Annotated in this window: 26 protein-coding genes; 11 read left to right on the top strand and 15 right to left on the bottom strand. The window is 60.3% G+C overall.

Annotated features, from left to right (window positions below):
• Positions 1-11: 11 nt before the first annotated feature.
• Together ACPF9B_RS06225 and ACPF9B_RS06220 are read right to left on the bottom strand one after the other, a co-directional pair.
• A complete protein-coding gene (locus ACPF9B_RS06225) occupies positions 12-398 on the bottom strand; it encodes a hypothetical protein (protein WP_424179994.1) in 387 nt (128 codons plus the stop codon).
• Positions 399-530: 132 nt separating this feature from the next.
• Positions 531-1,088 (bottom strand): YcbK family protein, encoded by a 558-nt coding sequence (locus ACPF9B_RS06220; protein WP_081440148.1) that lies wholly within the window; start codon positions 1,086-1,088, stop codon positions 531-533.
• Positions 1,089-1,368: 280 nt separating this feature from the next.
• Here ACPF9B_RS06220 and ACPF9B_RS06215 point away from each other — a divergent pair, with 280 nt between their 5' ends.
• The 3 genes from ACPF9B_RS06215 (at position 1,369) to ACPF9B_RS06205 (ending at position 3,969) form a co-directional block, all read left to right on the top strand.
• Positions 1,369-2,433 (top strand): UDP-3-O-(3-hydroxymyristoyl)glucosamine N-acyltransferase, encoded by a 1,065-nt coding sequence (locus ACPF9B_RS06215; protein ID WP_424179992.1) that lies wholly within the window; start codon positions 1,369-1,371, stop codon positions 2,431-2,433.
• A 64-nt stretch (positions 2,434-2,497) separates the two neighbouring features.
• The gene (locus tag ACPF9B_RS06210; protein WP_007204744.1) at positions 2,498-2,758 is read left to right on the top strand and encodes an acyl carrier protein; all 261 of its coding nucleotides are present in this window, start codon (positions 2,498-2,500) and stop codon (positions 2,756-2,758) included.
• Entirely contained in the window at positions 2,758-3,969 is a 1,212-nt protein-coding gene (locus ACPF9B_RS06205) for a beta-ketoacyl-[acyl-carrier-protein] synthase family protein (RefSeq protein ID WP_007204745.1), read from the top strand. The genes ACPF9B_RS06210 and ACPF9B_RS06205 overlap by 1 nt, the downstream gene beginning before the upstream one ends.
• Here the strand turns inward: ACPF9B_RS06205 and ACPF9B_RS06200 are convergent.
• The 5 genes from ACPF9B_RS06200 to ACPF9B_RS06180 all read right to left on the bottom strand — a co-directional run bounded on the left by ACPF9B_RS06200 (position 3,966) and on the right by ACPF9B_RS06180 (position 8,916).
• Positions 3,966-4,550 (bottom strand): invasion associated locus B family protein, encoded by a 585-nt coding sequence (locus ACPF9B_RS06200; protein WP_424179989.1) that lies wholly within the window; start codon positions 4,548-4,550, stop codon positions 3,966-3,968. The two genes, ACPF9B_RS06205 and ACPF9B_RS06200, sit on opposite strands and share 4 nt — an antisense overlap.
• 413 nt (positions 4,551-4,963) lie before the next feature.
• On the bottom strand, positions 4,964-6,265 hold the full coding sequence (locus ACPF9B_RS06195) for an HlyC/CorC family transporter (protein WP_007204747.1): 1,302 nt from the start codon (positions 6,263-6,265) through the stop codon (positions 4,964-4,966).
• A gap of 50 nt (positions 6,266-6,315) precedes the next feature.
• Positions 6,316-7,236: a site-specific tyrosine recombinase XerD gene (locus ACPF9B_RS06190; protein WP_424179986.1), complete on the bottom strand. Its 921-nt coding sequence runs from the start codon at positions 7,234-7,236 to the stop codon at positions 6,316-6,318.
• Positions 7,237-7,253: 17 nt separating this feature from the next.
• On the bottom strand, positions 7,254-8,777 hold the full coding sequence (locus ACPF9B_RS06185; RefSeq protein ID WP_424179984.1) for a hypothetical protein: 1,524 nt from the start codon (positions 8,775-8,777) through the stop codon (positions 7,254-7,256).
• Entirely contained in the window at positions 8,764-8,916 is a 153-nt protein-coding gene (locus tag ACPF9B_RS06180; protein WP_424179982.1) for a hypothetical protein, read from the bottom strand. Before ACPF9B_RS06180 ends, ACPF9B_RS06185 begins: the two co-directional genes overlap by 14 nt.
• Before the next feature lie 150 nt (positions 8,917-9,066).
• On the opposite strand from ACPF9B_RS06180, the gene ACPF9B_RS06175 reads away from it, so the two are divergent.
• On the top strand, positions 9,067-9,624 hold the full coding sequence (locus ACPF9B_RS06175; RefSeq protein WP_007204751.1) for a shikimate kinase: 558 nt from the start codon (positions 9,067-9,069) through the stop codon (positions 9,622-9,624).
• Positions 9,624-10,736 carry a 3-dehydroquinate synthase gene (gene aroB / locus ACPF9B_RS06170; protein WP_424179980.1) on the top strand — a complete coding sequence of 371 codons (1,113 nt, stop codon included), beginning with the start codon at positions 9,624-9,626 and terminating at the stop codon, positions 10,734-10,736. Before ACPF9B_RS06175 ends, aroB begins: the two co-directional genes overlap by 1 nt.
• 79 nt (positions 10,737-10,815) lie before the next feature.
• On the opposite strand, the gene ACPF9B_RS06165 is transcribed toward aroB, so the two are convergent.
• The 8 genes from ACPF9B_RS06165 to miaA form a co-directional block, all read right to left on the bottom strand.
• The gene (locus ACPF9B_RS06165; RefSeq protein ID WP_424179978.1) at positions 10,816-11,127 is read right to left on the bottom strand and encodes a hypothetical protein; all 312 of its coding nucleotides are present in this window, start codon (positions 11,125-11,127) and stop codon (positions 10,816-10,818) included.
• A gap of 6 nt (positions 11,128-11,133) precedes the next feature.
• Complete coding sequence (ssb, locus tag ACPF9B_RS06160; RefSeq protein ID WP_007204754.1) at positions 11,134-11,631, bottom strand: single-stranded DNA-binding protein; 498 nt, start codon at positions 11,629-11,631, stop codon at positions 11,134-11,136.
• Between the two features lie 81 nt (positions 11,632-11,712).
• Positions 11,713-13,794 (bottom strand): dipeptide ABC transporter ATP-binding protein, encoded by a 2,082-nt coding sequence (locus ACPF9B_RS06155; protein WP_424179975.1) that lies wholly within the window; start codon positions 13,792-13,794, stop codon positions 11,713-11,715.
• A gap of 88 nt (positions 13,795-13,882) precedes the next feature.
• On the bottom strand, positions 13,883-15,328 hold the full coding sequence (locus ACPF9B_RS06150) for an ABC transporter permease (protein WP_007204756.1): 1,446 nt from the start codon (positions 15,326-15,328) through the stop codon (positions 13,883-13,885).
• 12 nt (positions 15,329-15,340) lie between these two features.
• Positions 15,341-16,387 carry an ABC transporter permease gene (locus tag ACPF9B_RS06145; protein WP_007204757.1) on the bottom strand — a complete coding sequence of 349 codons (1,047 nt, stop codon included), beginning with the start codon at positions 16,385-16,387 and terminating at the stop codon, positions 15,341-15,343.
• 80 nt (positions 16,388-16,467) lie between these two features.
• Positions 16,468-18,126, bottom strand: coding sequence for an ABC transporter substrate-binding protein (locus tag ACPF9B_RS06140; protein ID WP_424179972.1), 1,659 nt, complete (start codon positions 18,124-18,126; stop codon positions 16,468-16,470).
• Positions 18,127-18,335: 209 nt separating this feature from the next.
• Positions 18,336-19,151 (bottom strand): AraC family transcriptional regulator, encoded by an 816-nt coding sequence (locus ACPF9B_RS06135; protein ID WP_424179970.1) that lies wholly within the window; start codon positions 19,149-19,151, stop codon positions 18,336-18,338.
• Between the two features lie 63 nt (positions 19,152-19,214).
• A complete protein-coding gene (gene miaA / locus ACPF9B_RS06130) occupies positions 19,215-20,144 on the bottom strand; it encodes a tRNA (adenosine(37)-N6)-dimethylallyltransferase MiaA (protein ID WP_424179968.1) in 930 nt (309 codons plus the stop codon).
• Between the two features lie 57 nt (positions 20,145-20,201).
• Between miaA and pyrH the strand changes: the two genes are divergently transcribed.
• The 6 genes from pyrH (at position 20,202) to rseP (ending at position 25,630) form a co-directional block, all read left to right on the top strand.
• Complete coding sequence (pyrH, locus tag ACPF9B_RS06125; protein ID WP_007204762.1) at positions 20,202-20,927, top strand: UMP kinase; 726 nt, start codon at positions 20,202-20,204, stop codon at positions 20,925-20,927.
• 74 nt (positions 20,928-21,001) lie between these two features.
• Complete coding sequence (gene frr, locus ACPF9B_RS06120; RefSeq protein ID WP_007204763.1) at positions 21,002-21,565, top strand: ribosome recycling factor; 564 nt, start codon at positions 21,002-21,004, stop codon at positions 21,563-21,565.
• Between the two features lie 22 nt (positions 21,566-21,587).
• On the top strand, positions 21,588-22,319 hold the full coding sequence (uppS, locus tag ACPF9B_RS06115) for a polyprenyl diphosphate synthase (RefSeq protein ID WP_424179965.1): 732 nt from the start codon (positions 21,588-21,590) through the stop codon (positions 22,317-22,319).
• 2 nt (positions 22,320-22,321) lie between these two features.
• A complete protein-coding gene (locus ACPF9B_RS06110) occupies positions 22,322-23,125 on the top strand; it encodes a phosphatidate cytidylyltransferase (protein WP_424179963.1) in 804 nt (267 codons plus the stop codon).
• Positions 23,122-24,291, top strand: a complete 1,170-nt coding sequence (gene dxr, locus ACPF9B_RS06105; protein WP_424179961.1) for a 1-deoxy-D-xylulose-5-phosphate reductoisomerase — start codon at positions 23,122-23,124, stop codon at positions 24,289-24,291. Before ACPF9B_RS06110 ends, dxr begins: the two co-directional genes overlap by 4 nt.
• Positions 24,292-24,295: 4 nt before the next feature.
• Positions 24,296-25,630 (top strand): RIP metalloprotease RseP, encoded by a 1,335-nt coding sequence (gene rseP, locus ACPF9B_RS06100; RefSeq protein WP_424179959.1) that lies wholly within the window; start codon positions 24,296-24,298, stop codon positions 25,628-25,630.
• Positions 25,631-25,677: the final 47 nt, after the last annotated feature.

Here is a 25,677-nt window from a genome sequence, read left to right as displayed (position 1 = left end):
TGGTTATGGGGCTACATGTGGTCGTGCGGCATCGCCTGGTGTTGGTCGGTTTCAACACGGTGATCGCTTTGCCAAAGGTCGGTTATGCGCGCATGCAATTGCCCGATCATGCCGTTGACAGGTGCTGATTTCGGGAGGGGGGCATGCGTGTTGCCGATGTCAAAGGCACAGTAAAAAACAGCCAAAAGACAGCGCAAATTGACACAACCTTGCATTGCAATCATCCGTTGCCAGGCAAGCGCCAGCATGCGCAAAGCGACAGTGTTATGATGCTGGCCGTGGCCCGCATGACGTGGGCCGGAAGGGAAGCAATCTGCACAGAACACGACGTGGACTTTGCGCGGTACGAACGGAAGGGGACAAATCTTGATCGTCAGTGCGGCAATTAGCCCCATCATGTCTTGCGAAAGGTCATGAGCACAGCGTGCCGACGATCAGTCCGCAGAGCGAATATCCGCAGGCCGCGGAATCGATCGCCAAAGGCCGATTATCAAAATAACGGGGGGCAGAGACGCAGCAAATCCAGCGTGTCAGCCGCGCCAAGTCCGGACTGGACCGCAATCCATATGGACGAAATTTGACCGACCGTACCGGCCGACGCCACCCGCGTTAAACGCAGTGGCCGCTTGTGCCATTTGAGTAATGCTTCTGCTGCGCAAGCGCAGATCGGCGGCCTGACCGCGCATATGCAAGGAATCCCGCGCCACGCCAGACGACCGGCTGCGCAGCATCGCATTGGTGGCAGGCGACCGATAGCCCGACAACAGCAGATAAGGTTCACTGGTTTCCATCAGTCGCAGCGCACCTGACATGATGTCGATCGTGCGCAGGTCCATCTGCACCGCTTCGCCAGTGCGCCAGTCGCGCATATGCAGGTTAATCTCGCGTACGGCTTCGGCGATATATTCACCTTCGATCCAGTAGATCGTATCGAGCGTTTCGCCGGTGCGCCCATTGTACATTGCTATTCTGCGGATATCGCCCGCGCCGCGCAGAAACCCCTGCGCCCGGCTGAATGTTGGTGCTGCCGTCACCGCTGTCGCTGCCAATGCAGTCAGCAGCCCGCGTCGAGTTAACCTCGAAGTCATGTTGTCATTCATTATACGCGCCTGTCCCGTCGCTTATATTAGATGCCCGCTTTGCCACGGACTGCCATCATGCCCCCAGGATGTGCCAAAGATATGGCACAAATTGATTCGTGGACCAAGTCTTGTTTAACACTGTCCCATGAACGAAAAGAAAATAGGCGAATTTTTGCGCAAGTGGCATTTTTGTTGTCATTTGTGGCTGCTTGCGCGGTAGGCAGCTTTTCGGTAACCGCCATCAAGGCAGGATCAGCGCTGCAGGAATGCGGCAGATGAGGTGGCGATGACACATAGCATTCGTGCGATTGCAGCAGCACTCGGGGCCGAGGCGCGGGGCGATCTGGATCTGATCGTGCTGCGTGCTGCGGAACCTGCGATGGCGGGGCGCGATGATCTGGCACTTGCCATGACGCCAGCCTATGGCGCGGCCTTGCAAACAGGGGCTGCGCGCGCTGCGATTGTCTGGCCAGATGCGGATTGGCAGGCGCTTGGCCTGCAAGCCGCGATCATCGCGCCGCGCGCGCGGTTGGCGATGGCGCGTTTGACACAATTGATGGACCAGACACCTGCACAGACAGGGATCAGCGCGCAGGCGCTGGTCGATCCGACAGCGATGGTTGCGGCGGATGCCAGCATCGGCGCGTTTTGTGTCGTGGGTGCGGGTGCGGTGATCGGGGCAGGGACGTGGATTGCCGATCAGGTCAGTATCGCGCCCGGTGTGGTGATCGGGGCTGGTTGCCGGATATATGCCGGCGTGCGGTTGCAGGCGGGCGTGCGCTTGGGCGACAGGGTGATCCTGCAACCCAATGTGGTGATCGGCGGCGACGGGTTTTCCTTTGTCACCGCAGCGCCATCGAATGTCGAAATCGCCCGCGAAACGCTGGGCGACGCAGCTTTGCAGGCCCCCGATGACCCAACATGGCACCGGATTCATTCGCTGGGCGGCGTGCTGATCGGGGATGATGTCGAGATCGGTGCAAGCTCTACCGTGGATGCCGGAACAATCCGTGCCACACAGGTCGGGCAGGGCACCAAGGTCGATAACCTTGTGCAGATCGGGCATAACGTGATCGTGGGCGCGCATTGTCTGCTCTGCGCGCAGGCGGGGGTTGCTGGCTCTACCGTGATTGGTGACCGTGTTGTCGTCGGCGGCAAGGCGGGGATCGCGGACAACCTGAAGATCGGCAATGATGTGGTGCTGGGCGGCGGGTCTGTGGTGCTGTCACATGTGCCGGCAGGGCGCGTGATGATGGGCTATCCGGCGACGAAAATGCAGCTGCATATCGACAGCTACAAGGCGCTGCGCCGCTTGCCCAGGCTGTTACGCGACATTGCAACACGTCAATAAGTTGTTTCATTGACGCGCGACATTGCCTAAATGAGCAGCGACAGCCAGAAACGGAGTTCACCCCATGACGACCGATGACCGGATCATCGCCATCATCGCCGAACAGGCCATGCTGGAACCCGGAGATGTGACGCTGGATGCCTCGCTTGCCGATCTGGGGATCGATTCTCTGGGTTTGGTCGAATGTATCTTTGCGATCGAGGAAGGGTTCGACATCACGGTCCCGTTCAACGCCAATGACCCAACCGCCAGCGATTTTGACATCTCCTCGGTGGGGGCGATCATCGCGGCGGTCAAACAATTGCAAACAGACCAGGCAGGCTGATGGCGCGGGTCGTCATTACCGGCGCAGGGACGATCAACCCGATTGGCGGCGATGTGCCGTCCACCTTTGCCGCGATGCGCGAAGGGCGCTGCGGCATCGGCCCGCTGGACATTCCCGATGTGGAAAGGCTGGCGATCCAGATCGGTGGGCAGATCAAGGGCTATGCCGAAACAGACCATTTCAACCGCCAGCAGATCGCGCTTTATGACCGGTTCACGCAATTTACCTTGCTCGCGGCTCGCCAAGCGGTGGGACAATCGGGCCTGAAATTCACCGGCGCCTTGGCTGACCAATCGGGCGTGATCTTTGGCACTTCGGGTGGCGGGCTGAATACGCAGGACGAAAATTACCGCGCTGTTTACGAAGAAGGCAAAAACCGCGTGCATCCGTTCATCGTGCCCAAGCTGATGAACAATGCCGCCGCCAGCCATGTGTCGATGGAATGGAACCTGCGGGGGCCGACCTTTACCGTGGCCACGGCCTGTGCGTCATCCAACCATGCGATGGGGCAGGCGTTCAACATGATCCGCTGCGGTATGACCAAGGTCATGGTGACCGGCGGGTCAGAGGCGATGCTGTGTTTCGGCGGGATCAAGGCCTGGGAAGGGTTGCGCGTGATGTCCAAGGACGGGTGCCGTCCGTTTTCGGCCACGCGCAACGGCATGGTGCAGGGCGAAGGTGCGGGTGTTTTCGTGTTCGAGGATTATGATCACGCCCGCGCGCGCGGTGCTGATATCCTGTGCGAAGTGATCGGTTTTGCGATGACATCGGATGCATCCGACATCGTGATGCCCAGCAAACAAGGGGCGGCGCGCGCCATTGCGGGGGCGGTCAGGGATGCGGGCGTGCCGCTGGATGCGGTGGGCTATATCAATGCGCATGGCACCGGCACCGCGGCCAATGACAAGACCGAATGTGCCGCTGTTGCCGATGTGTTTGGCGCGCATGCCGACAAGCTGATGATATCATCCACCAAATCCATGCACGGGCATCTGATCGGCGGGACAGGTGCGGTCGAACTGCTGGCCTGTATCATGGCGCTACGAGACGGGGTGATTGCGCCGACCATCGGTTACGAAGAACCAGATCCCGAATGTGCGCTGGATGTGGTGCCAAATGTGGCGCGCGACGCCACAATCGACGTCGCGCTGTCCAATGCCTTTGCCTTTGGCGGGCTGAACGCGGTGATCGCGCTGCGCCGGTTCGCTTAGGGGATCACGGCCAGAGTGTCGAAACCGGCGGTAAAGCCTGCCAGCGACATGCTCAGCAAGAATTCCTCGTCCGGTGTTGCAGCCGGCACAAGGCGCAACGTGGCGGTTGATCCGGTTTTGAACGCATCAATATCGGTCTGGGTCAGGCCGATCCGCGCGACACAGCCGGCATCATTGCAAAAGCTGAACGGATAGCGGCGCGGTTCGCCTGCATCGACCGACAGCGTCAATTGCTGGGTCAATAGGGTCTCAAGTGGAGCGACGACATTTGCCCCTGCCACGGCCTGACCGCCTTCGGGCAGGCGGAACAGGTTGAATTCTGCCACGGGCGCGCCTTCGGCATTGGTCAGCAGCTGGTAAAGATTGCAGCGGTCATTCTGCCCTTCGGGCGCGCGAATACAGCGGACCTGCCAATCGCCCTGGGTGTCGGCGACATAAACCTCGCCCACCTGCGGGCCGACCGGTTCGCCCAGATCAAGCGCATCTGCGGCGGCTGGGGCGGTGGTATCGTCCTGCGCCGTGGCCTGCGTGCCGATGGCCAGCAAGGCAACAAGGGTAAGGGCGGTGGTGGTCCTGCGCATGGGAATGATCCTGTTCTGTTTTGTCGCGATCTATCATGGCGCGCGGGGCGTGTCAGGGACAAAAACCGCATCAGTGGCGGGGTTCCGCCAGCGCCACCACGCGATATCACCGCATGAAAAAAGGGCCCGTTGCCGGACCCTTTATTTTTTCTCCCTGTCGGACTTGGCCGACGAATTGGGCTTACGCTACGCAATGGGCATGTCGCCGTCAACAGCTAATCCGACGCTTTTACATGGTGCTTGATTTGCAGGGGGGGGATGAAAAATGGCCGCACCCGAAGGCGCGGCCAGTCTAACAGGGAGAAGAGCAAGACCAGAAACCTGAGCTTGCCGATCCTCTATGGCAGGTAAAAGTTAACAATGTATTTTACCGACCACAAAATGCGACAGGCCGCGCACCACGGTCTGTTTGTCTAAAGCTTGCGGATCTTCAACGTAGCCAGCCGGTTTTCTTCTTTGGTCAGCACTTCGAAACGAAAGCCGTGAAAGGAAAACACCTGTCCGACCACGGGGATCATCTGTGCCTCGTGGATCACCAGACCCGCAACGGTGTTGGCCTCGTCGTCGGGCAATTGCCAGTCATGTGCGCGATTGAGATCGCGGATCGTGATGCCGCCATCGACGATATAAGCACCATCCGCCGTTGCCGCGATCTGGTCGGGTTCGTATTCGTCGAATTCATCCGCGATTTCGCCTACGATTTCCTCGAGAATGTCTTCGAGCGTGATCAAGCCCTCTAGGCCGCCATATTCATCAACCACCAGCGCGAAATGCGTTTTGCGCTTGAGAAAATTGCGCATCTGATCGCCCAGCGTCGTCGTTTCGGGGACGAAATAGGGCGGCATCGCAACTTTCATCACGTCAAAGACCGCCAGACCCTGTCCGTCCACTTCGCCACCGCTGAGCAATTTATGCATTGCGCGCAACAGATCCTTGGCGTGGATCACGCCGACGATGTTTTCGGGGTTGTCCCGATAGAGCGGCAGACGGGTATGCTGGCTTTGCAAGATCTGCGCGAGAATATCTTGCGCGGGCAGAGCAGCATCGACCATTTCGATGCCAGAGCGGTGCAGCATGACCTCTTCCACGGTGCGTTCGTTCAGGTCCAGTGCGCCCAGAATCCGGTCGCGGTCTTCTTTCTCGACCCAGCCTTCGGCATGGCCTAGATGCAAGGCGCCGGCGATTTCCTCGCGCACGGCAAGGATGTTGCTATCAGGATCTGTGCGCACGCCAAATAAATACAGAACACCGCGCACCAAAAACCGCACTGCGGTCACGGCAGGCGCAAAGACCAGCACGATCACGCCGATCGGGCGCGCCACGGCCGAGGCGACCTTTTCAGGGTTGGTGATGGCAAACGTCTTGGGCAGCACTTCGGCAAAGATCAGCACCAGCAGCGTCATGATCAGCGTGGCGGCGGCAACACCGTTCTGGCCAAAGACCTTGGTCAGGATCGCGGTCGCCAGCGATGTCGCCAGAATGTTGACAACGTTATTGCCCAAAAGGACCGACCCGATCAGACGTTCGTTATCCTCGGTCACCTTCAGCGCGCGTTGCGCACCCTTGGACCCTTTATCGGCGGCGGATCGCAGCTTGCCGCGTGACGCGGCGGTGAGTGCGGTTTCAGAGCCGGAGAAAAAGCCGGACAGGATAAGCAAAACAACAATGGCCGCCGCCGTGGCCCAGAAAGTTGCGTCGAGTGTCGAGGGTTCCATTTCACGCTTTCAGATGGTTCAGCCCTATATTGCCTGCGCAGGCCGCCGCTTCAAGACTTGCTCGGCTTGGCAAGCGGATGGTGTTGCATAACAAGATCAGTCAGGCGCTGGTCCAGCACATGGGTGTAAATCTCGGTCGTAGCGATATCGGCATGGCCCAGCATGGTCTGGATCGACCGCAGATCAGCGCCCCCCGCCAGCAAATGGGTTGCAAAAGCATGGCGCAGCACGTGCGGCGTCACCCGTTCCGGCGACAGGCCCGCCGTTACGGCAAAGCCCTTGATCAGTCCGAAAAAGGCGTGGCGCGTCAGATGGCCCGCCTTGCCATGCGATGGAAACAGGAATTTCGACGCAGGCTTGCCCGGCTTTTGCGCGACCTCTTGGGCGGCATCACGTGCGGCCAGCCATGCGGCCATGGCGGCGCGGGCAGGCGGCGACAGCGGCACCAGCCGCTCCTTGCCGCCTTTGCCGCGCACCAGCAGCATCCGTGGATCGCCGCGCGCCGCGGAAACCGGCAGGCTGACCAATTCGCTCACCCGCATCCCCGTCGCATAAAGCAGTTCCATCAGGCAGCCATTGCGTAACCCGTCCCGCGGGCTGGCACGGGCGGCATCAAGCAGGCGGTCCACCTCGGCCAGATCCAGAGTTTTGGGCAGGCGTTGGGCGCGACCCGGGCCTTTGATTTGCAGGGCAGGATTGTCGGCGCGCCAGCCTTCGTCATAGGCAAAGCGGAACAATTGCTTGATCGCCGACAACCGGCGCGCGCGGGTGGATTTGGCCAGACCATCGGCCGCGCAATCAATCAGATAGCTTTCGATCTGGTCCTGCGTCACCTGCATGAAATGCAGGCCGCGGCTGGCCAGCCATTCGGCAAAGCCCTGCAGGTCGCGCGCATAGGCCAGCTGGGTGTTGGTGGCTGCGTTCAGCTCGGCGGCTTGGGCTTGCAAAAAGGTCTGCACCCAGCGTGCCATATTGCCGGGGCCTTGCGTCACGTCGCGCGGTCCAGGATCATCAGTTCCAGCGATGTGCGTCGCGCGACGTCATCCAGATCGAGCAGCAAGAACAGCGCCAATGCGTCGGTCAGCGACCGGGCTTCGCCTGCGAACCCTTCGTTGAACAAGGTGATGGCGCGCAGCATTGCCTCGCCGGTTTTGCCGTTGGCGACAAGGTTTTGCAATTCGACCGGGGCAGGCGCACCCGCGAATGCCGCCTGAATGGCCAGCGCGCGGGGTGCGCTTGTCGGCACGTCCTGCGGGCGGCCCAATGCAATGGCGATCAGAAATGGGTCAAAGCTGTCGCCCCCCGCTGCGGCCAACTTTTCGGCGACGGTGCGATACTGCTCGGACAAAAGCCCGGCGCGGTTGGCGATGTCATTAGCTTCGCCGCGCAGCTCCATGTTTTGCAGGGCAGCGCTGTAGAGCTTGGCAAAAGGCACTTCGGTGCGCGCCTGTTTCATCGCGTCCCACGCGGCAGGCAAGTGTTGTGAGACCGCCTGCGGATCGCCCGCGCTGATCGCGGCATCAAGCCGGATGATGGCAGCCGCCCGGTCCCAGATGCCGCCCGATGCAGCGGGCCTGCGCGCGGTATAGAAATTCTGCAACACGTTTTCTGGCACAGCGCCGTGGCGGGCCAGCCTTTCGGCGGCTTCCAGCTGGGCTTTCCATGCATTGTTGCCGCGCAGGTCCGCATGGGCAAAGGCCAAGGGCAGGCCGCGTGTGATCAAGGGCTCGCCGAAGGCTTCGAACAGGCGAAAGGTCAGCGGGGTGACATTGGACGGGGCGGCCAGCGGGGGCGCGCCTTCGAATAATTCTGGGTCAAGAAACCGTGCCAGCATATCGGCCTCTGACAAGGTGATATCGCCAAGCACGCGGTGCGTGTTCAGTGACAGGACCGCAACCGGCCATTGGCCACTGCGCGCAAGGCAAAAGATCCGCGCCGCATTCGTAGGGGATAGATCGGGTCTGGCGTTCATCACGCGACAGGCCGCATCCTCGGTGCCGGTCAAGAGCGACAGATCGAACCAGCGTTGAAATACCGGCGGCGTATCCGGCGTTGCCAGTTCGATCAGCGACTTGGCCTGTTCCACCGCCCCCAGCTCGACCAACCGGTCGACGCGGGCCAGAAACAGCGCCCCATCCGGCCCCGCACCCAGGGGCGGGTCGGCACGCGCTTGCATCAAGACTTTGACGAACGCCACGATCGCCGGCAACGAATCGCGCCGGTCGGCACGGAGCAGCGCGACAATGTCCTGCTCATTGCTGGGGGACCAGATATTATGCGGCAGGCCGGTGACATCCGATGGCAACAGGCCGACAGGGTCCTTGGACAGCCGGTCCAGCGGCATGACCGCGATATCGGGCGGCAACGCGCTTTGAACGACGGGTGGTTCATCGGGATTGACCGCGTTCACGGCCTCTTGCGACAGCCAGTCGATCGAGGACAGCGGATCGCGGGCAGCCGCCGGACCTGTCGTCAGCACCGCAAGGGCAAGAACCGCGCTAGTTTGCGTCAAGCGTGACAGGGCGCGTTACCTCCTGTGCCGGGGCTGCGAAATCCGACGGGAACACGACAGGGCCAATATAGGCATAGCCGACAAATCCGACCGCCAGAAGAATGATAAAAAAGATCAATAATTTCAAAAACCGCCACATTGCCCGCCCCGTTCTGCCATCGCTGATAAGTGGTCTGTGCGCCACATTCTGCGCTGTTTATATATGGTCTTTCGGGCAATATCACGCCATTCATTCACAAAACTTTTCAAGTCGGCAGGCGATGGCCGATCACAGCACGAAAGGAACGGCATGGCATCGGCGGCGGCATATCGGCTGAAGCGTTCCGTGGTGCTGGTGGGCATGATGGGGTCGGGCAAGACCGCGATTGGGCGGTCGCTTGCGTCGACATTGCATGTGCCATTCGTGGACAGCGACACCGCAATCGAAGAAGCCGCAGCGCTCAGCATCGCGGAAATCTTTGCCCGCGATGGCGAAGCGTTCTTTCGCCGCCGTGAAACCGAGGTGCTGCGCCGCTTGTTGGCGGGGGGCGCGCAGATCATTTCGACCGGTGGCGGCGCTTTTCTGGCGGCTGAAAACCGCGACATGATTGCGCGCGATGCCATTGCTGTCTGGCTCGATGCCGATCTGAACACATTGTGGGAACGTGTCCGGCACAAGGACACGCGCCCCTTGTTGCGGACGCCTGACCCCAAAGGAACATTGACACGCTTGCTGGACCAGCGCCGTGATGTCTATGCGCTGGCCGGGCTGCGGCTGCCTGTCGGCATTCACGCCTCGATCGACGACACGACGCAAGACGCGCTGCGTCTGCTGGCCACGCGCCCCGATTTTCTGGAGACGATCTGATGCAAACCAAAGTCCATGTCGATCTGCCCGGTCGGGCCTATGACATCCATATCGGCCCCGGCCTGATCGCGGATGCGGGCGCGCATATTGCGGCCTTTGGCGGGCGGCGGCATATCTGCATCGTGACGGATGAAAACGTGGCCAGCTTGCATCTGCCAGCCCTGCAAGGCGCGCTGGCAGCAGCGGGGCTGACATCGGATGCGCTGGTGCTGCCAGCGGGCGAGGCCACGAAATGCTGGGCGCAGCTGGAACGCGTGGTCGAATGGCTGCTCGCGCAAAAGGTCGAACGGCGCGATTGCATCATCGCCTTTGGCGGCGGGGTGATCGGCGATCTGGCGGGCTTTGCCGCTGCGATCCTGCGGCGCGGCGTGCGTTTCGTGCAGATGCCGACCAGCCTGCTGGCGCAGGTGGACAGTTCGGTTGGTGGCAAGACCGGCATCAATTCACCGCATGGCAAGAACCTTGTCGGTGCGTTTCACCAACCCGCGCTGGTGCTGGCTGATACCGATCTGTTAGGCACGCTGCCGCGCCGCGATTTTCTGGCGGGTTACGGCGAAGTGGTGAAATACGGGCTGTTGGGGGATGCGGATTTCTTTGACTGGCTGGAACAGGCCGCCCCCGGCATGGCGGCGGGTGATATGGCGGCGCGCGTGCGCGCTGTGACGCGGTCGTGCGAAATGAAGGCCGGGATCGTGCAGCGCGATGAAACCGAACAGGGCGAACGGGCTTTGCTGAACCTTGGCCATACGTTCTGTCATGCGCTGGAACAGGCGACCGGCTATTCCGACCGGCTGTTGCACGGCGAAGGCGTGGCCATCGGCTGCGCACTGGCGTTCGAACTGTCCGCGCGGCTGGGCCTGTGCAGCCAAGAGGACCCAAGTCGCGTGCGCGCGCATCTGCGCGACATGGGGATGAAGGTCGATATCGCTGATATTAAAGGCGTTCTGCCCGATGCCGATGCGCTGCTGGACTTGATGGCGCAGGATAAAAAGGTGCAGGATGGCCAGCTGCGGTTCATTCTGGCGCGCGGGATCGGGCAGGCGTTCATCACCTCTGACGTGCCGCGCGACAAGGTGCGCGCGCTGTTGCAGGACGCGCTGTCGCCCCGCTGACGCCGCTATCTTCCGAGCGCGTCAATTCGCGCAAGCGCGATTTGACGTCATCCCCGCCGGAGGCCGCGGCTCTGCCGCGTCAGCGATCCTCGCCGGTCAGGGAGATACCGTGCTTTTTGGCGAATATATAAAACAACGGCGCTTCCATGATCATCAGCGTGACAATGCTGAACACCGCCCAATTGGCGGAAAACACCAGCATGTCAAAGGACAGGCCGCGCCCCCAGAACAGCGCGCCCGCGACCCCGACAGCCAGCACGCTCAGCACCAGATCGACGGTCATGATGCGCGCCAGTGTCTTTTCACGCAAGGACGGAAAAATCCCCAAATAGGCAACCCCAAGGATCGCGGCATTCAGGATCAGGATCTGTGTTTCCGGTGCTAATTGCATCGACGATCAGAACGGGATTTCGTCATCCATATCGCTGCCGCCCGATGGCGCGCCGCCTCCATAGCCACCGTCGTTATAGCTGCTACGCCCACCGCCGCCGCCACCGCTGCTGCCCGACCCGTAATCGCCGCCACCGGTGTTGCCGCCACCATCGCTGCGCCCGTCCAGCATGGTCAGCGTGCCACCCATCTGCACCACAACCTCGGTGGAATAGCGGTCGGCACCCGATTGGTCCTGCCATTTGCGGGTCTGCAACTTGCCCTCGATATAAACCTTGGAGCCTTTTTTCAGATATTGCTCGGCCACGCGCACAAGCCCTTCGGAAAAGAGCGCAACCGTGTGCCATTCAGTCTTTTCGCGGCGTTCACCGGTATTTTTGTCTTTCCACGTCTCGGATGTGGCGATGCGCAGGTTCGCCACCTTGCCGCCGTTTTGAAAGCTGCGGATTTCCGGGTCGGCGCCAAGATTGCCGATAAGAATGACTTTGTTGACTGATCCGGCCATGACGTGCCTCCTTCGATTCTATTGGCGCTTTTGTGACAGACACGGGGTGCCACAACAAGGTTAACGCTTGCTTGCGATCATTCATTCCGCCGCAATCTGGATCACCGGCTCCATCGCGGCCAGGGTGGCATCATCCAGATGGCATTTGATCTGGTGACCGGGGGCCAGCAGGCGCACAGGTGGGACCTGTGTGTCGCATAAATCCCCCGGCACCTGTGATTTCCAGCCACACCGGGTCTGGAACGGGCAACCGGGCGGCGGGTTCATCGCGGACGGAATTTCGCCTTCCAGCACGATATGCTTTTTGGTGACGCGCGTATCCGCGATCGGCACGGCTGATAGCAGCGCCTCTGTATAGGGGTGATAGGGGGGCGAAAACACCTGATCGGTGGTGCCAAGTTCGACCACATGGCCCAGATACATCACCATCACCCTATCGGCCAAATAGCGCACGATGGACAGATCGTGGCTGATGAACAGCAGCGTGGTGTTATGTTCGCGCTGAATATCCATCAACAGATCGGTGACCGCCGCCTGCACCGACACATCCAGCGCCGACACCGGTTCATCCGCCACCACGATCCGCGCATCCCCCGCAAAGGCACGCGCGATACCGACGCGCTGTTTTTGTCCGCCGGACAATTGGCGCGGCATTCGGTCGGCAAAGGCGCGCGGCAGTTTCACCAGATCCAGCAGCTCCAGCATCCGCGCGCGGCGCTCGGTATCGTTGGTGCCGATGCCAAAGATTTCCAGCGCGCGGATAATCTGGCGGCCCACGCTCATCGAGGGGTTCAGCGTGTCGAACGGGTTTTGAAACACCATCTGGATGTCGGCCACATTCTTGGTGCTGCGTTTTTCAATCGGCACATCGCCGATGGATATGTTGTCGAGCAAGATCTGCCCGTCGGTGGCGGTCTCCAACCCCATCAAGAGCTTGGCAAAGGTGGATTTGCCGCAGCCGGATTCCCCCACGATCGCCAGCGTTTCGCCCTCACGCGCCTCAAAGCTGAGGGTTTCATTGGCTTTCACAACCTTGCGGTCGCCGCCAAACAAGGCATTGGCAGCAACTTCGTAATATTTCTTGAGGTTTTCCATCTTCAACACGACCTGACCGGGGGCATGTTTGACCTTGGTCGCAGCGGCGGTGACAGGGGCGTTCCAGTCGATTTCGCGGTTGCGCAGACAGCGTGTCTGGTGCCGGTCGTCGCCGGCAACCCGCACCATCGGGATCATCTCCTGATCACAACGTCCGGCCTGAAAATAATCGCAGCGCGGGCCGAAATTGCAGCCCTTGGGGCGTTCATGCGGCAGCGGGAAATTACCGGGGATCGCCACCAGCGGGCGGTCGTTCTTGTCGGCACCGGGCAGCGGGATCGACCGGAACAGCGCCTGCGTATAGGGGTGCTGCATGTCGTCGAACACATCCCCGATGCTGCCACGCTCGACCGCCTCGCCCGAATACATCACGCAGATACGGTCGCAGGTTTCCAGCACGAGGCCAAGGTTGTGGCTGATGAACAGCATCGACGTGCCGTATTTGTGGCCAAGGTCCTTGACCAGCTGCACCACCGCCGCTTCGACCGTCACGTCCAGCGCTGTGGTCGGTTCATCAAGGATCAACAGCGACGGTTTCGACATCAGCGCCATTGCGATCACGATGCGCTGCTGCTGGCCGCCGGACAATTGGTGCGGATAACTGTTCAGGATGCGTTTGGGGTCGGGCAGCTTGACATCGGTCACAACCTCCAGCGCGCGGGCGTAAGCCTCTTTTTCGCTGACCTTGTCGTGGATCAGCGGGACCTCCATCAATTGCTTGCCGATCTTCATGGCGGGGTTCAGGGACGCCATCGGTTCTTGATAGATCATGGCAATCTTGCTGCCGCGGATCTCGCGCAGGCGGGCGGGGGACATGGTGTTCATCTCCTCGCCCTTGAACTTGATCGACCCGCCGACGATGCGCCCGTTGGCGCCAAGGTCCTGCATCACCCCCAAAGCCACGGTGGATTTGCCGCAACCGGATTCGCCGACCAACCCCAATGCCTCACCGGGCATGATGGTTGCCGAAAAATCCATCACCGCCGGAATCTCGCGCAGGCGGGTGAAAAAAGAGATCGACAAGCGGTCGATTTCAAGGATGGGTTCGGCTGTGGTCAGGTTGGCCAAATGTCTGGTCCTTTCGGTGGTGCCGTCCCGGGCTTGACCCGGGACCTCGTCTGAATTGTAGAGGTCCCGGGTCAGGCCCGGGACGGTGTCAGTCCTTCAGGCTTTCCTCGCGCAATCCATCCGCTAGCAGGTTCAACCCCAGAACAAGGCTCAGCAGTGCCATGGCGGGTGGCAGGGCAGGGTGGATATAGATCAACAGCAATTTGCGGCCTTCGTTGATTGTCGTGCCCCAATCGGGGCTTTCGGATGACAGGCCCAGACCAAAGAAACCCAATGTCCCCAGCAGGATCGTGGTATACCCGATCCGCAAGCAGAAATCGACGATCAGCGGCCCGCGCGCATTGGGCAGGATTTCCCACAGCATGATATACCATGCCCCTTCGCCACGGGTCTGGGCGGCGGCGACATAATCGCGCGTGCGCAAATCCAGCGTCAGCCCCCGCACGATACGGAACACGGTGGGCGCGTTGACAAAGACGACCGAGACGAAGACCACCAGCACGGAAATATCGAATAAATCCGCCCATGCGGGCAAAAAGTCGATCACGGTGCCGCTTGCGTTGATCGCGGACAGATAAAGCCAACCTAGGCTACCCAGCACCGGCAGCATGATCGCGTTGCGCTTGGCCGGTTGCGTGTAATAGCGGGTATTGACCAGCACGCCGATAAAGATCAGCGGAAAAGCAAACAGGAACGCTGCCATATAAGACGGAATACCGGTCTGCACGATTTCCGGCGTGACCAGCAGGTAAAACAGCAAGATCACCGGAAAAGCGAGGATCAGGTTCGCCGCAAATGACAGCGCGGTGTCAAACTTGCCGCCGTAATAGCCCGCAGGCAGACCCAAAGTGATGCCAACCATAAAGGCAAAGATCGTCGCCAGCGGCGCGATAGCGATCACAAAGACTGACCCTGCCATGACACGGCTGAAAATATCGCGTGCAAGGTTGTCACCGCCTAGCAAGTAATGCGGGATCGCCCCTTCGGTCCCATCGGGGGCCACGACGCCGGGCAGGGCGTTTTTCAGCCCCGACACCTGGCGCAGATAATCATGCGTCACGATCATGTCGAAAATCCCGACGAAAACCGCGACATAGACCCAGAACAGCACCAGCGCGAGCCCGATCATCCCCACGGTGCTGTCAAACAGCTTGCCATAAAGCCCCAGCCGCCGCTTGAACCGGATCGACAGCGCAAAGGTCGCAACCAACGCGATCCAGACCGGAAGCAGGCGGCGCGTGATCTCGCCCAAGATCCCCGCACTGCCATAGGGCATGACCAGCGGCACGGTGACATAGGCCAGCAGCAGCGCGACCAACGCCCACACCAGATAGATCAGCGCAGTGTCCAGCGCGCCCAGTACCCCGCCGCGCCCTTGCAAGGTGCCATCAGGATTGGATTGCAAGGTGACAGCGGCGCTGCCCATCCGCAGGCCGGTCTGGACCACCAGCACGATGCCGCACAAGGCCGCCGTGATCGCCAGCGCCGGGTTCAGAAAAGCGCCAAGGCCGCCGGTCCATGATAAGGGGTCCATCAATGTCTTCCTTTAGGCAATACGGATGCGCGGGTTCAAAAACACATAGCCGATGTCGGAAATCAGCTGTGTGGTCAGCACCACGAATACCGAAACAATAGAGACACCCAGCAGCAGCTCGATGTCGTTGTTGCTGGCCGCCTGCACCAGCGTCCAGCCGAACCCTTTGTAATTGAACAGGGTCTCGACAATCACGACACCGTTCAGAAGGAACGGGAATTGCAGCATGATCACCGTAAAAGGGGCGATCAGCGCGTTGCGCAGCGCATGGCGCAGCACGATCTGCGAAAAGGCCACGCCTTTCAGGCGGGCGGTACGGATATATTGCGCGGTCATCACCTCGGTCATGCTGGCGCGTGTCATTCGCGCAATATACCCCATGCCGTAAAGCGCGATGGTCAGGACCGGCAGAAAGAAATTTTCGAAATTGGCATCATCCATCGCGGCTGTCGCCGTGCCTTTGAACCATTGCATCCCGAAAGTCGCTGTCCCGAATACCGAGATGAACACGACGCCCGACACATATTCCGGTGTCGCGGTGGACAGGATCGACACGGTCGACAGGCTGCGGTCGGTGCGTGAGCCTTCGTTCATCCCCGCCATCACACCGATGATCAAAGCACCCGGCACCATCACCAGCATGACCCAGAACATCAGCTTGCCGGTCAGGCCCAGACGGGTGGCGATGATGCTGCCTGCATCTTCGCGGAAGACAGTGGAATAGCCCCAATTGCCTTGCAGGATACCGCAAAAACGGGCCGCATCCACGATGTCCTGCCCGCCTGTGGCGCAGCGCGCGCGCATTTGCCCGTCAGTGCCTGCGATCACATAGCCCGGCAATACGCCCAGCCATTGGCCGTATTTCACCGGCAAGGGCTGCAGATAGCCGTTATTGCCCAGATAGCTCAGCACGGCATCGTCGGACATGCGGAAATTGCCTTGGGTTTTGGCCAGCTTTTCCAGATTGGGGAAAAGGTTGGTCAGCCAGAACACAATGAATGTCAGGCAAAGCGCCGTCAGGACCATGATCCCGATGCGCCGCAAGATGAAAGATACCATAGAGGTCCCTGTCGCTGAATGTGATCAAGGCTGCGCGTTGCAAAAAGAGCCACCCCTGTCAGGGTGGCCCCTTTGTCAGATCACGCCGCGATGCCGATCTTGTAGATATGCGGCAGGTAGGCGATGTTCATGTCCCAGCCGACGAAACCGGGCTTGGCATGCCGATAGATCGTGCGCCAATAAGGCTGCAAGGTCACACCCTCATCGGTCATGATTTCCTGTAGCCGTTGCATCACGACGCGGCGGCTGTCGGCATCGGGGATCGCGTTGGCCTCGGCCAGCAGGGCATCGAATTCGGCATTGGCAAAGCCGCTTTCGTTCCATGCTTCGCCCGACCGGTAAGCCAGACCCAATGTCTGCGTGTCGATGGGCCGGTGGTTCCAGTCGGTCGAGGAAAACGGATATTCCGTCCAGTCACCCCAGAATGTCGCCCCCGGAATGACCGTGCGCTTGACGTTGAAACCTGCATCGCGCAGCTGGGCGGCCACGGCATCGGTGGTGTTCTTGCGCCAATCATCGTCGATGGAAATCAGGTCCATCTCGAAATCGGCCATGCCGGCCTCTTGCAGCAGTTCGAGCGCGCGGGCGGGATCATGCGGCATCGCCGGCACATCGGCCCAGGCGGGGTGCATCGGGCCGACATGCTGGTTGCGCGCGACTTCACCGCGACCGGCATAGCCCAGTTCCAGGCAGACCGCATTATCCACCGCCATGGCAATGGCTTGGCGGACGCGTTTGTCGGCATAGGGGCGCACACCGTCAATTTCGGCGCGCTGGTTGGGACGGATGCAGATCGTCGAAGACGATGCGACCGAGGATTCCTCGAACCCGATGCTGTTGAAGATATCGACGAAATCGCCGACCGTCTCATAGATGATATCAACCTCGTCAGCCGCCGCTGCTGCCACCCAAGCCGATGGGTCGGTGCCGTAATCGATATATTCGATCCGGTCGAGATAGGCGCCCTTGCCTGCGGCATAGCCCCACCAATCGTGGTTTTCATTGCGCACCAGCGTGGCCTTGATCCCGACTTCGACGGTTTCTGGCAGGTATGGCCCGGTGCCGACAGGATTTTCCAGCATCGTATCGGGGTTGAAACCGGCTGGCGTGATCGCGGCCGGATAATCCGACATGCCCGCAATCAGCGTGATGTCGGGGGCGGGCAGGTTGAGCTGCACGGTGTGATCGTCGATCACCTCGATCGCGCCGTCGAGTGCTTGACCGGTTTCTGGATTGATGATCGCGGAAAAACGCGCGGCCATGGAATTGCCTTCGACGGTGGTATCGCACCAGCCGGCGATATTGCGCGCCACATCCTGTGCGGTAAACGGCGTGCCGTCATTCCATGTCACGCCTTGCCGGACGTTCAGCACATAGGTGGTGGCATTGTCGTTCACATCCCAGCTTTCCAACAGCATCGGCTGGAAGGTGCCGTCATTGTTGTATTCCACCAGATATTCGAGCCAGCCTGCCGTCACATAGGTGATCTGCGGCCAGTCAAAGGCGCGCGGTTCCTTGACGGCGCGGACTTCCATCTGCATGCGCACGGTGCCGCCTTGCTGCATATGAGCGTTGGCGCGGGCAGGGGCCGCCAGCCCCAACAGGCCATAGGCAGCAGTGACGCTGACGCCAAGGGCGGTCGTGCGCGCCATGAATTCACGGCGGCTGAGCTTGCCTGCCTTTTCGTCCTGGGCGTATTGCAACGCGATTGGATGCAGCGACTGATCGTGCTTGGTCATGGATCTCTCCTTGTGAAAGCGAGCGTGATTTAATTGGCACCGGCATGGACCGTGCCTGCTTTGTGCAAACCCCAATAAGGCGGGTTGGCGCCATAGCGCCGCATTTGACCCCGCGCGTCAACAGTGGCGTGGCAAATAAATTGACAAAAGCGACATTAATCGGTCACAAAAACGACATTTGCCGCGTTTGACACTGCAGGATCAAGCTGTTAACGCGCCATGCTGCGTTCGTTGGCGCGCCGAAAATCTGTCGGCGTCTGCCCCGATTTTTCCTGAAAACTGCGGGTGAAATAGGCCGCGGAATGGAATCCGAGCGTTTCCGCGATCTGGTTGATCGGGATTTGCGTGTCGCGCAACAGCACGCAAGCCTCGTAATGGATGCGGTCATGCAGCAAGGCCAGCGCGGATCGCCCAGCGACCTGTTGGCAACAGCGTGCCAGATGCGTGGGCGTCACCCCCAGTTCGGCGGCATAGCTGCCAACCCCGCGATCAAGCTGGAAATCCCGCGCGATCAGTTGGGTATATCGCGCCACCAGCTTGGCTGCGGCACTGTCGCGGCGGCTGTCGTTGGGTGTGGCCACCTGCGCGCGCGCCTGCCTGTCCACAAAGATCGCCAGCAAGCCCAGCCACAAGGCCGCAGCCCGCGGGTGTCCGGCCGGTTGCAATTCGCGTTCGATCTGGTCGAAATATTGCGCCGCTTCTTTTTGCAACCAGACATCAAGCAGCCGCAGATGCACCGGTTCAGCTGGCCAATTGGCGGTATCGGGCAGGGTCAGGACATGGCCATGCACGGTTGGGCCGACCTCGATGCCATACATCGTCTGCGGCGGCAGATAGATCAGGTTGTTGGGGCCATAACCGTTGGTCAGGCCCGCGACTGTCACACGACCTTGCCCCTTGGTGATCAGGATCAGCCGCGCGGTCGGATGGCTGCGCATCGCCTCGGTCCGCCAGCGCATGGCGGGGCCTGCATGGGACAAAGACGTCAGCGCCAAGGCTGACGGGACGTTTTGCATCAAGCTCATGAACCTTGCCTTAGGGTTGTATTTTAACCCAGAATGTCGCCACATAGACTACCGATCAATTGGTTAAGATTGTGATAATTTTACTGTTGCAAAAATATCGGCATGATCCGCGTCCAAATGATGCCATGCTTTGTGCCTTGCGCGAAACCATGTGCGCTGGCGCTTGGCATATTGCCGTGAGGCGATAATTGCAGCGTCGCGGGCCTGTGGCAGTGATATCTGGCCTTGCAGATGGGCGATCAGGTCTGGCGCGCCGATCGCCTTGGCGGATTGATGCGCGGGGTTCCAGTGCGCCAGCATGGCACGCGCCTCGTCCAGCGCGCCGGTGTCCAGCATCGCATCGAACCGCCGCGCGATGCGGGCATCCAGCCAGTCCTTGGGCGCATCCAGCGTGATGGCGACCGTCCGGTCCAGCGCCAACAGCGGCGCAGGTGTCGCATCCTGCCATTCCGCAAGGCTGCGCCCGGTGGCACGCCACACCTCCCAAGCGCGCTGCACCCGCGCCCGGTTTTGCAGATCAATCCGGTCGCGGGTCGCGTCATCCAGTGCCGCGATCAGATCGGGCAGGGCGATCTGGTCCGCCTCGGCGCGGATCACGTCAGGCGTGGCGGGAATATCGGCCAGACCGCAAGTGAGCGCGTGAAAATTCAACCCCGTGCCACCCACGATAATCGGGCGCAGCGCACCTTGCAGCAATGGCGCCAGATCGCGCAGCCAATGCCCTACCGAATAGGGCGCATCAAAAGGAACATGGCCATAAAGCGCATGTGGCGCGCGCGCCAGATCATCGGCGGATGGCCGCGCTGTCAGCACCTGCCAGCCTGCGAAAACCTGCAAGGCATCGGCATTGATGATCACCCCGCCTTGCTGCGTGGCAATCTGCAGCGCCAAGGCGGATTTGCCGGATGCGGTCGGCCCCGCGATCAAAACGGGTGTATCGGGTGCGATGGTGATCATCTGCATCCTATACCGTCCTGACGCGACAAGCGCCATTGAACCCCGCCCCGTTTTACGACATTTTGCGCCAAACCGGCGCGACAGGGGAATTGCATGACCGATACACCGAAAACCACCTATAAACGCGTCATGCTGAAAATCTCGGGCGAGGCGCTGATGGGCGACACCGCCTTTGGCCTGCATCCGCCCACCGTCCAGCGCATCGCACGCGAAGTCAAATCCGTGCATGACCTTGGGGTTGAAATTTGCATGGTCATTGGCGGCGGCAATATCTTTCGCGGGCTGCAAGGCTCTGCGCAGGGGATGGAACGCACCACCGCTGATTACATGGGCATGATCGCCACCGTGATGAACGCGCTGGCGATGCAATCGGCACTGGAAGAACTGGGCATCCATACCCGCGTGATTTCGGCCATCACCATGAACGAGGTGGCTGAACCCTATATCCGCCGCCGCGCGGTGCGGCATCTGGAAAAGAAACGCGTCTGCATCTTTGCCGCAGGCACCGGCAATCCGTATTTCACCACCGACACGGCGGCGACACTTCGCGCCAATGAAATGAATTGCGAGGCGATTTTCAAAGGCACCAAGGTTGATGGCGTCTATGACAAGGACCCTGTCAAACATGCCGATGCGGTGCGTTACGATGTCGTCAGCTATGACGAAGTCTTGCAAAAGCATCTGGGCGTGATGGATGCCAGCGCGATTGCACTGGCGCGCGACAACAACCTGCCGATCATCGTGTTTTCACTGGATGAACCGGGTGGTTTCAAGGGTATTCTGGCGGGCGAAGGCACCTATACCACCGTGCGCGATTAACGGCTGTCTATACAATCGGGCGGCATTGGCTTAGATGAAAACAACGCCCCGCGTGACGAAGGAAGAACACGAGCATGTCTGACGATTTTGAACTTGATACCGACGATCTGGCCCGCCGCATGGACGGGGCCATCGCCAATTTGCGGGTGGAACTGGCGTCCCTGCGCACGGGGCGCGCGTCAGGCTCGATGCTGGAACCGATCATGGTCGATGCTTACGGATCGCCCACGCCGATCAATCAGGTCGGCACTGTCAACGTCCCCGAACCACGGATGGTCACCATCAACGTCTGGGACAAGGCTTTGGTCGGCAAGGTGGAAAAAGCTATTCGTGACAGCGGTTTGGGGATCAATCCTCAGCTGAATGGCACGATCATCATGCTGCCGATCCCCGAATTGAACGAAGAACGCCGCCGCGAATTGACCAAGGTTGCAGGCAATTATGCTGAACAGGCCCGCGTTTCCATTCGCAACCTGCGCCGCGATGGCATGGACCAGATCAAAAAGGCCAAGTCCGACGGTCTGTCCGAGGATGACCAGAAATTCTGGGAAACCACCGTGCAGGAAATCACCGACGCCCATACCAAACTGGTCGATGAAACGCTTGAAACCAAGCAAGCGGAAATCATGCAGGTCTAAGGACCACGCAGAAGGGGCCGGAATGCGCCACGACATGGACCAGACCACCAAAACCGGCCCCGCGCATGTCGCGATCATCATGGATGGCAATGGCCGCTGGGCGCAGCAACGCGGCAGGCCGCGTCTGTTTGGTCATCACGCAGGTGCGCGCCGTGTGCGCGAGGTTTTGCAATCCTGCCCTGAACACGGGGTCAAATACCTGACCTTGTTCGCTTTTTCGACCGAGAACTGGAAACGCACCCAGACCGAGGTTGCGGGCCTGATGCTGATGTTCCGCAAATATATCCAGCGTGAGGCGCGCGCCCTTGTTGATAACGGCGTGCGGGTACGGTTCATTGGCGACAGGATCAGGCTGGACGACAAGCTGGTCAGCCTGATGGATGAACTGGAACTGCTGACCGCGGGCAATGACCTGATACATCTGACGATCGCGCTGAATTACGGCGGCCGCGACGAGGTGACCCGCGCCGCAAAGCGCCTTGCCTACGAGATCGAAATGGGCCGGCTGAGCCATAAGGATGTCGATGCCGTAACGCTGTCGCGGTTTTTGGACACCCATGTCCTGCCCGACCCCGATCTTGTGATCCGCACCAGCGGCGAGGCGCGGATTTCCAATTTCCTGCTCTGGCAATCGGCCTATGCCGAATATGAATTCGTCGATACACTTTGGCCCGATTTCACGGCGGCCGAATTCGGCCGGGTGCTTGCAAGATACGGACAACGCGAACGCCGTTTCGGCGCTGTGCAGGCCTGAACATGACCGGCCAGCCGCCAAATCCCACGAAATGGGACGATCTGAGCATCCGCATCGCATCCAGCGTCGCGATGACATTTATCGGCGCTATCGGCGTGATCTTGGGCGATGTCTGGTTCCAGATGCTGGTCGTTTTCGTCAGCGCGGTCATGGTCTGGGAACTCTGGATGATGATCCGCCCCACCGAGCCGACCACGGGGATGTTGCTCGCGGCGCTTGTCGCATCGGTCATGTCGGGGCATTTGGCCTATAACAGCCAATGGGGGCTGCTGTTGTTTCTGGTGGCACCGCTGATCGGTGCCACGCAATTGCGCACCGAGATCAAGACATTCTTTGTTTTTGCATTGGGCATTCAGCTTGCGGGCTGGGGGCTGGTGCATTTCCGCGCTGATTACGGTTTTATCTGGCTGTTGTGGCTGATGTCGGTTGTGATCGTGACCGATGTGTTTGGCTATTTCGCGGGCAAGGCATTCGGCGGGCCGAAATTCTGGCCGCGCTATAGCCCCAAGAAAACATGGTCCGGCACCGCCGCTGGCTGGATCGGGGCGGCGCTGGTTGGTGCGGTCTTCATGATATTCACCGATGTCGGGCTGGTCATCGTGCCGATTTCCATGGCGCTGAGTTTCGCAGGACAAATGGGCGATATCGCCGAAAGTGCGTTGAAACGGCGGATGGGGGTCAAGGACAGTTCCACCCTGATCCCCGGCCATGGCGGCTTGTTCGACCGGTTCGATGCGCTGCTGGGCGGGGCCTTGTTCATGCTGCTGGTCGCTGATGTGTTCGATATCCCCGGAGTCGCGTTTTGAGGCGGATCACCCTGTTTGGTGCCACCGGATCGGTCGGCCAAAGCGCGGTTGATCTGATCGCGCGTGATCTTGATGCCTATCAGGTCGTGGCCTTGACAGGTGGGCACAATATCCAAAAATTAGCAAGTGATGCCATTGCCTTGCGCGCCGAACTTGCAGTGACGTGCCATGACGATTGTTATGCCGCGCTGAAAGATGCGCTGGCGGGCACCGGCATCGCCGTGGCCGCAGGTGACGCTGCGATCAAACAGGCCGCGATGCGCCCCGTCGATTGGGCGCTGTCCGCGATTATCGGATCGGCAGGGCTGGTGCCGGGGATGATTGCGCTGGACCATGGCACGACGCTGGCCTTGGCGAACAAGGAATCCCTTGTTACGGCAGGGCCTGTGCTGATGGCGCGCGCGCGCGCTGCCGGGGCCACGATCCTGCCCGTAGACAGCGAACATTCCGCCGTGTTTCAGGCGCTGGTGGGCGAAGATATGGCTGCCGTTGAACGCATCATCATCACCGCCAGTGGTGGCGCATTCCGCGATTGGCCCAAGGACAAGCTGGCAAGCGCCACATTGGCGCAGGCGTCAAGCCACCCCAATTGGGACATGGGCCAGCGGATCACGATCGATTCCGCATCCATGTTCAATAAGGCGATGGAACTGATTGAAACAAAAGAATTCTTTGGCGTGCCTTCCAGCATGATCGAAGTGCTGGTGCACCGTGAAAGCCTGATCCACGCGCTGGTGGGCTTCAACGATGGCGCGCTGATGGCCCATGTCGGCCCGCCCGATATGCGCCATGCCATCGGTTACGCGCTGCATTGGCCAGACCGGCGGCATCTGCCGGTGGAACGGCTCGATCTGGCCAAGATCGGCTCGCTGAGCTTTCAGGCCCCCGATGAGGACCGCTATCCCGCGCTCGCGCTGGCGCGGCAGGTGATGGACACGGGCGGTCTGGCGGGGGCGGTGTTCAATGCGGCCAAGGAACGTGCGCTGGATGCTTTCATCGCAGGCCAGATCGGTTTCTTGCAAATGTCCGCTGTCGTTTCTGGCACGCTCGACAAAATGTCATCGGGTGGTGGGCTGCAAATCCAGGAGATGACCCTAGATGATGTGTTAGAGGCCGACAGGCTGGCCCGCATTTACGCGGGCGAAATCACGACACAGATAGGATGACGTTTTGGACCTGACGCAATTCATGCCGGTTTTCGGCAATTTTGCCTTTATGATAATGGCGTTCGTCGTGGCCTTGTCGGTGATCGTGGCGATCCACGAATACGGCCATTACATCGTGGCGCGCTGGTGCGGCATCCATGCGGATGTTTTCTCGCTCGGGTTCGGGCCGGTGATCTACAGCCGGACCGATGCGCGTGGCACGGTCTGGCAGATCGCGGCGCTGCCCTTGGGCGGTTATGTCAAGTTTTTGGGCGATGCCAATGCCGCCAGCGTCGGGTCGGATGGCAGCGTGGACGCGGCCGATGCGCGCCGCTCGATGGCGGGTGCGCCGCTCTGGGCACGCACATTGACGGTGGCGGCGGGGCCTGTGTTCAATTTCATTCTGGCCATCGCGATCTTTACCGGATCGATCATGTATCAGGGCCGGGTGGCGGACCCGTTCACCATCGGTGATATCCGGCCCTTGCCTGCGCAATTCCAATCCGATTTGCGGGCAGGCGATGTCTTGTTGTCGGTTGCGAATGTTGCATTCTCTGTTCCTGAACGGCAGGTGTCGCTGCTGGATCTGCTGCCGGTGCAGGAACGGCTGACCTATCAGATCACGCGCGAGGGGCGCGCGCTGGCGGTTGAAGGGCCTTATCCGATGCCGCCGCTGATTTCTGCACTGGCGCCACGGTCGGCGGCAGATAATGCGGGGCTGCGCATTGGCGATGTGATCACGGCAGTCGATGGTGATCCGATCTTTGGCTTTCCGCAATTGCAGGACAAGGTGATCAGCGCCCAAGGCGCGCCTTTGAACCTGACAATCTGGCGGGGCGGGCAGGACCTGGACGTGACCCTATCGCCGCGCATCACGGATGAGCCGCAGCCTGATGGCAGTTTTACCCAAAGCTACCGGATCGGGATTGTCGGAGATCTGATGTTCACGCCGCAGACTGAATCTGTCGGGCTGATCGCGGCGGGCAGGCTGGGCGTCGAAGGCTTGTGGAACACCGCCACCACATCGCTGTCGGCCTTGCGCCATATCATCATCGGGCAGATTTCCACCTGCAACCTGTCAGGACCCGTGGGGATCGCGGAAACCAGCGGGTCGATGGCGCGCCAAGGCACACAAAGTTTCATCTGGTTCATTGGCGCATTGTCGGCAGCGGTGGGGCTGATCAATCTGTTTCCGATCCCCGTGCTGGATGGCGGGCATCTGATGTTTTACGCCTACGAGGCCGTAACCCGCCGCAAGCCAAGCGACCGTGCGGTGCAGGTGTTCATGTTCATCGGTCTGGCGCTGATCCTGACGATGATGTCCTTTACCATCCTGAACGATACGATCCTTTGCCGCTGACCCTGTGACATAGACCGGCAAAGCGGCGCTTTGGTGGGCTTTGTCGT

The organism is Yoonia sp. TsM2_T14_4 (assembly GCF_049602355.1).
Classification (GTDB): Bacteria; Pseudomonadota; Alphaproteobacteria; order Rhodobacterales; family Rhodobacteraceae; genus Yoonia; species Yoonia vestfoldensis_A.
The sequence above is the reverse complement of the archived record's forward strand: the minus strand, read 5'-3'. Positions and strand labels throughout refer to the sequence as shown.

Coding starts and splice junctions, on each gene's coding strand:
- ACPF9B_RS06190 (WP_424179986.1), bottom strand. CDS start 7,236: ATGGCACGCTGGGTGCAGACCTTTTTGCAAGCCCAAGCCGCCGAGCTG.
- ACPF9B_RS06175 (WP_007204751.1), top strand. CDS start 9,067: ATGGCATCGGCGGCGGCATATCGGCTGAAGCGTTCCGTGGTGCTGGTG.
- ACPF9B_RS06205 (WP_007204745.1), top strand. CDS start 2,758: ATGGCGCGGGTCGTCATTACCGGCGCAGGGACGATCAACCCGATTGGC.
- ssb (WP_007204754.1), bottom strand. CDS start 11,631: ATGGCCGGATCAGTCAACAAAGTCATTCTTATCGGCAATCTTGGCGCC.
- ACPF9B_RS06200 (WP_424179989.1), bottom strand. CDS start 4,550: ATGCGCAGGACCACCACCGCCCTTACCCTTGTTGCCTTGCTGGCCATC.
- ACPF9B_RS06195 (WP_007204747.1), bottom strand. CDS start 6,265: ATGGAACCCTCGACACTCGACGCAACTTTCTGGGCCACGGCGGCGGCC.
- ACPF9B_RS06140 (WP_424179972.1), bottom strand. CDS start 18,126: ATGACCAAGCACGATCAGTCGCTGCATCCAATCGCGTTGCAATACGCC.
- miaA (WP_424179968.1), bottom strand. CDS start 20,144: ATGGCGCTTGTCGCGTCAGGACGGTATAGGATGCAGATGATCACCATC.
- pyrH (WP_007204762.1), top strand. CDS start 20,202: ATGACCGATACACCGAAAACCACCTATAAACGCGTCATGCTGAAAATC.
- ACPF9B_RS06180 (WP_424179982.1), bottom strand. CDS start 8,916: ATGTGGCGGTTTTTGAAATTATTGATCTTTTTTATCATTCTTCTGGCG.
- ACPF9B_RS06225 (WP_424179994.1), bottom strand. CDS start 398: ATGATGGGGCTAATTGCCGCACTGACGATCAAGATTTGTCCCCTTCCG.
- ACPF9B_RS06215 (WP_424179992.1), top strand. CDS start 1,369: ATGACACATAGCATTCGTGCGATTGCAGCAGCACTCGGGGCCGAGGCG.
- aroB (WP_424179980.1), top strand. CDS start 9,624: ATGCAAACCAAAGTCCATGTCGATCTGCCCGGTCGGGCCTATGACATC.
- ACPF9B_RS06165 (WP_424179978.1), bottom strand. CDS start 11,127: ATGCAATTAGCACCGGAAACACAGATCCTGATCCTGAATGCCGCGATC.
- uppS (WP_424179965.1), top strand. CDS start 21,588: ATGCGCCACGACATGGACCAGACCACCAAAACCGGCCCCGCGCATGTC.
- frr (WP_007204763.1), top strand. CDS start 21,002: ATGTCTGACGATTTTGAACTTGATACCGACGATCTGGCCCGCCGCATG.
- ACPF9B_RS06145 (WP_007204757.1), bottom strand. CDS start 16,387: ATGGTATCTTTCATCTTGCGGCGCATCGGGATCATGGTCCTGACGGCG.
- ACPF9B_RS06220 (WP_081440148.1), bottom strand. CDS start 1,088: ATGACTTCGAGGTTAACTCGACGCGGGCTGCTGACTGCATTGGCAGCG.
- ACPF9B_RS06135 (WP_424179970.1), bottom strand. CDS start 19,151: ATGAGCTTGATGCAAAACGTCCCGTCAGCCTTGGCGCTGACGTCTTTG.
- ACPF9B_RS06150 (WP_007204756.1), bottom strand. CDS start 15,328: ATGGACCCCTTATCATGGACCGGCGGCCTTGGCGCTTTTCTGAACCCG.
- ACPF9B_RS06110 (WP_424179963.1), top strand. CDS start 22,322: ATGACCGGCCAGCCGCCAAATCCCACGAAATGGGACGATCTGAGCATC.
- ACPF9B_RS06210 (WP_007204744.1), top strand. CDS start 2,498: ATGACGACCGATGACCGGATCATCGCCATCATCGCCGAACAGGCCATG.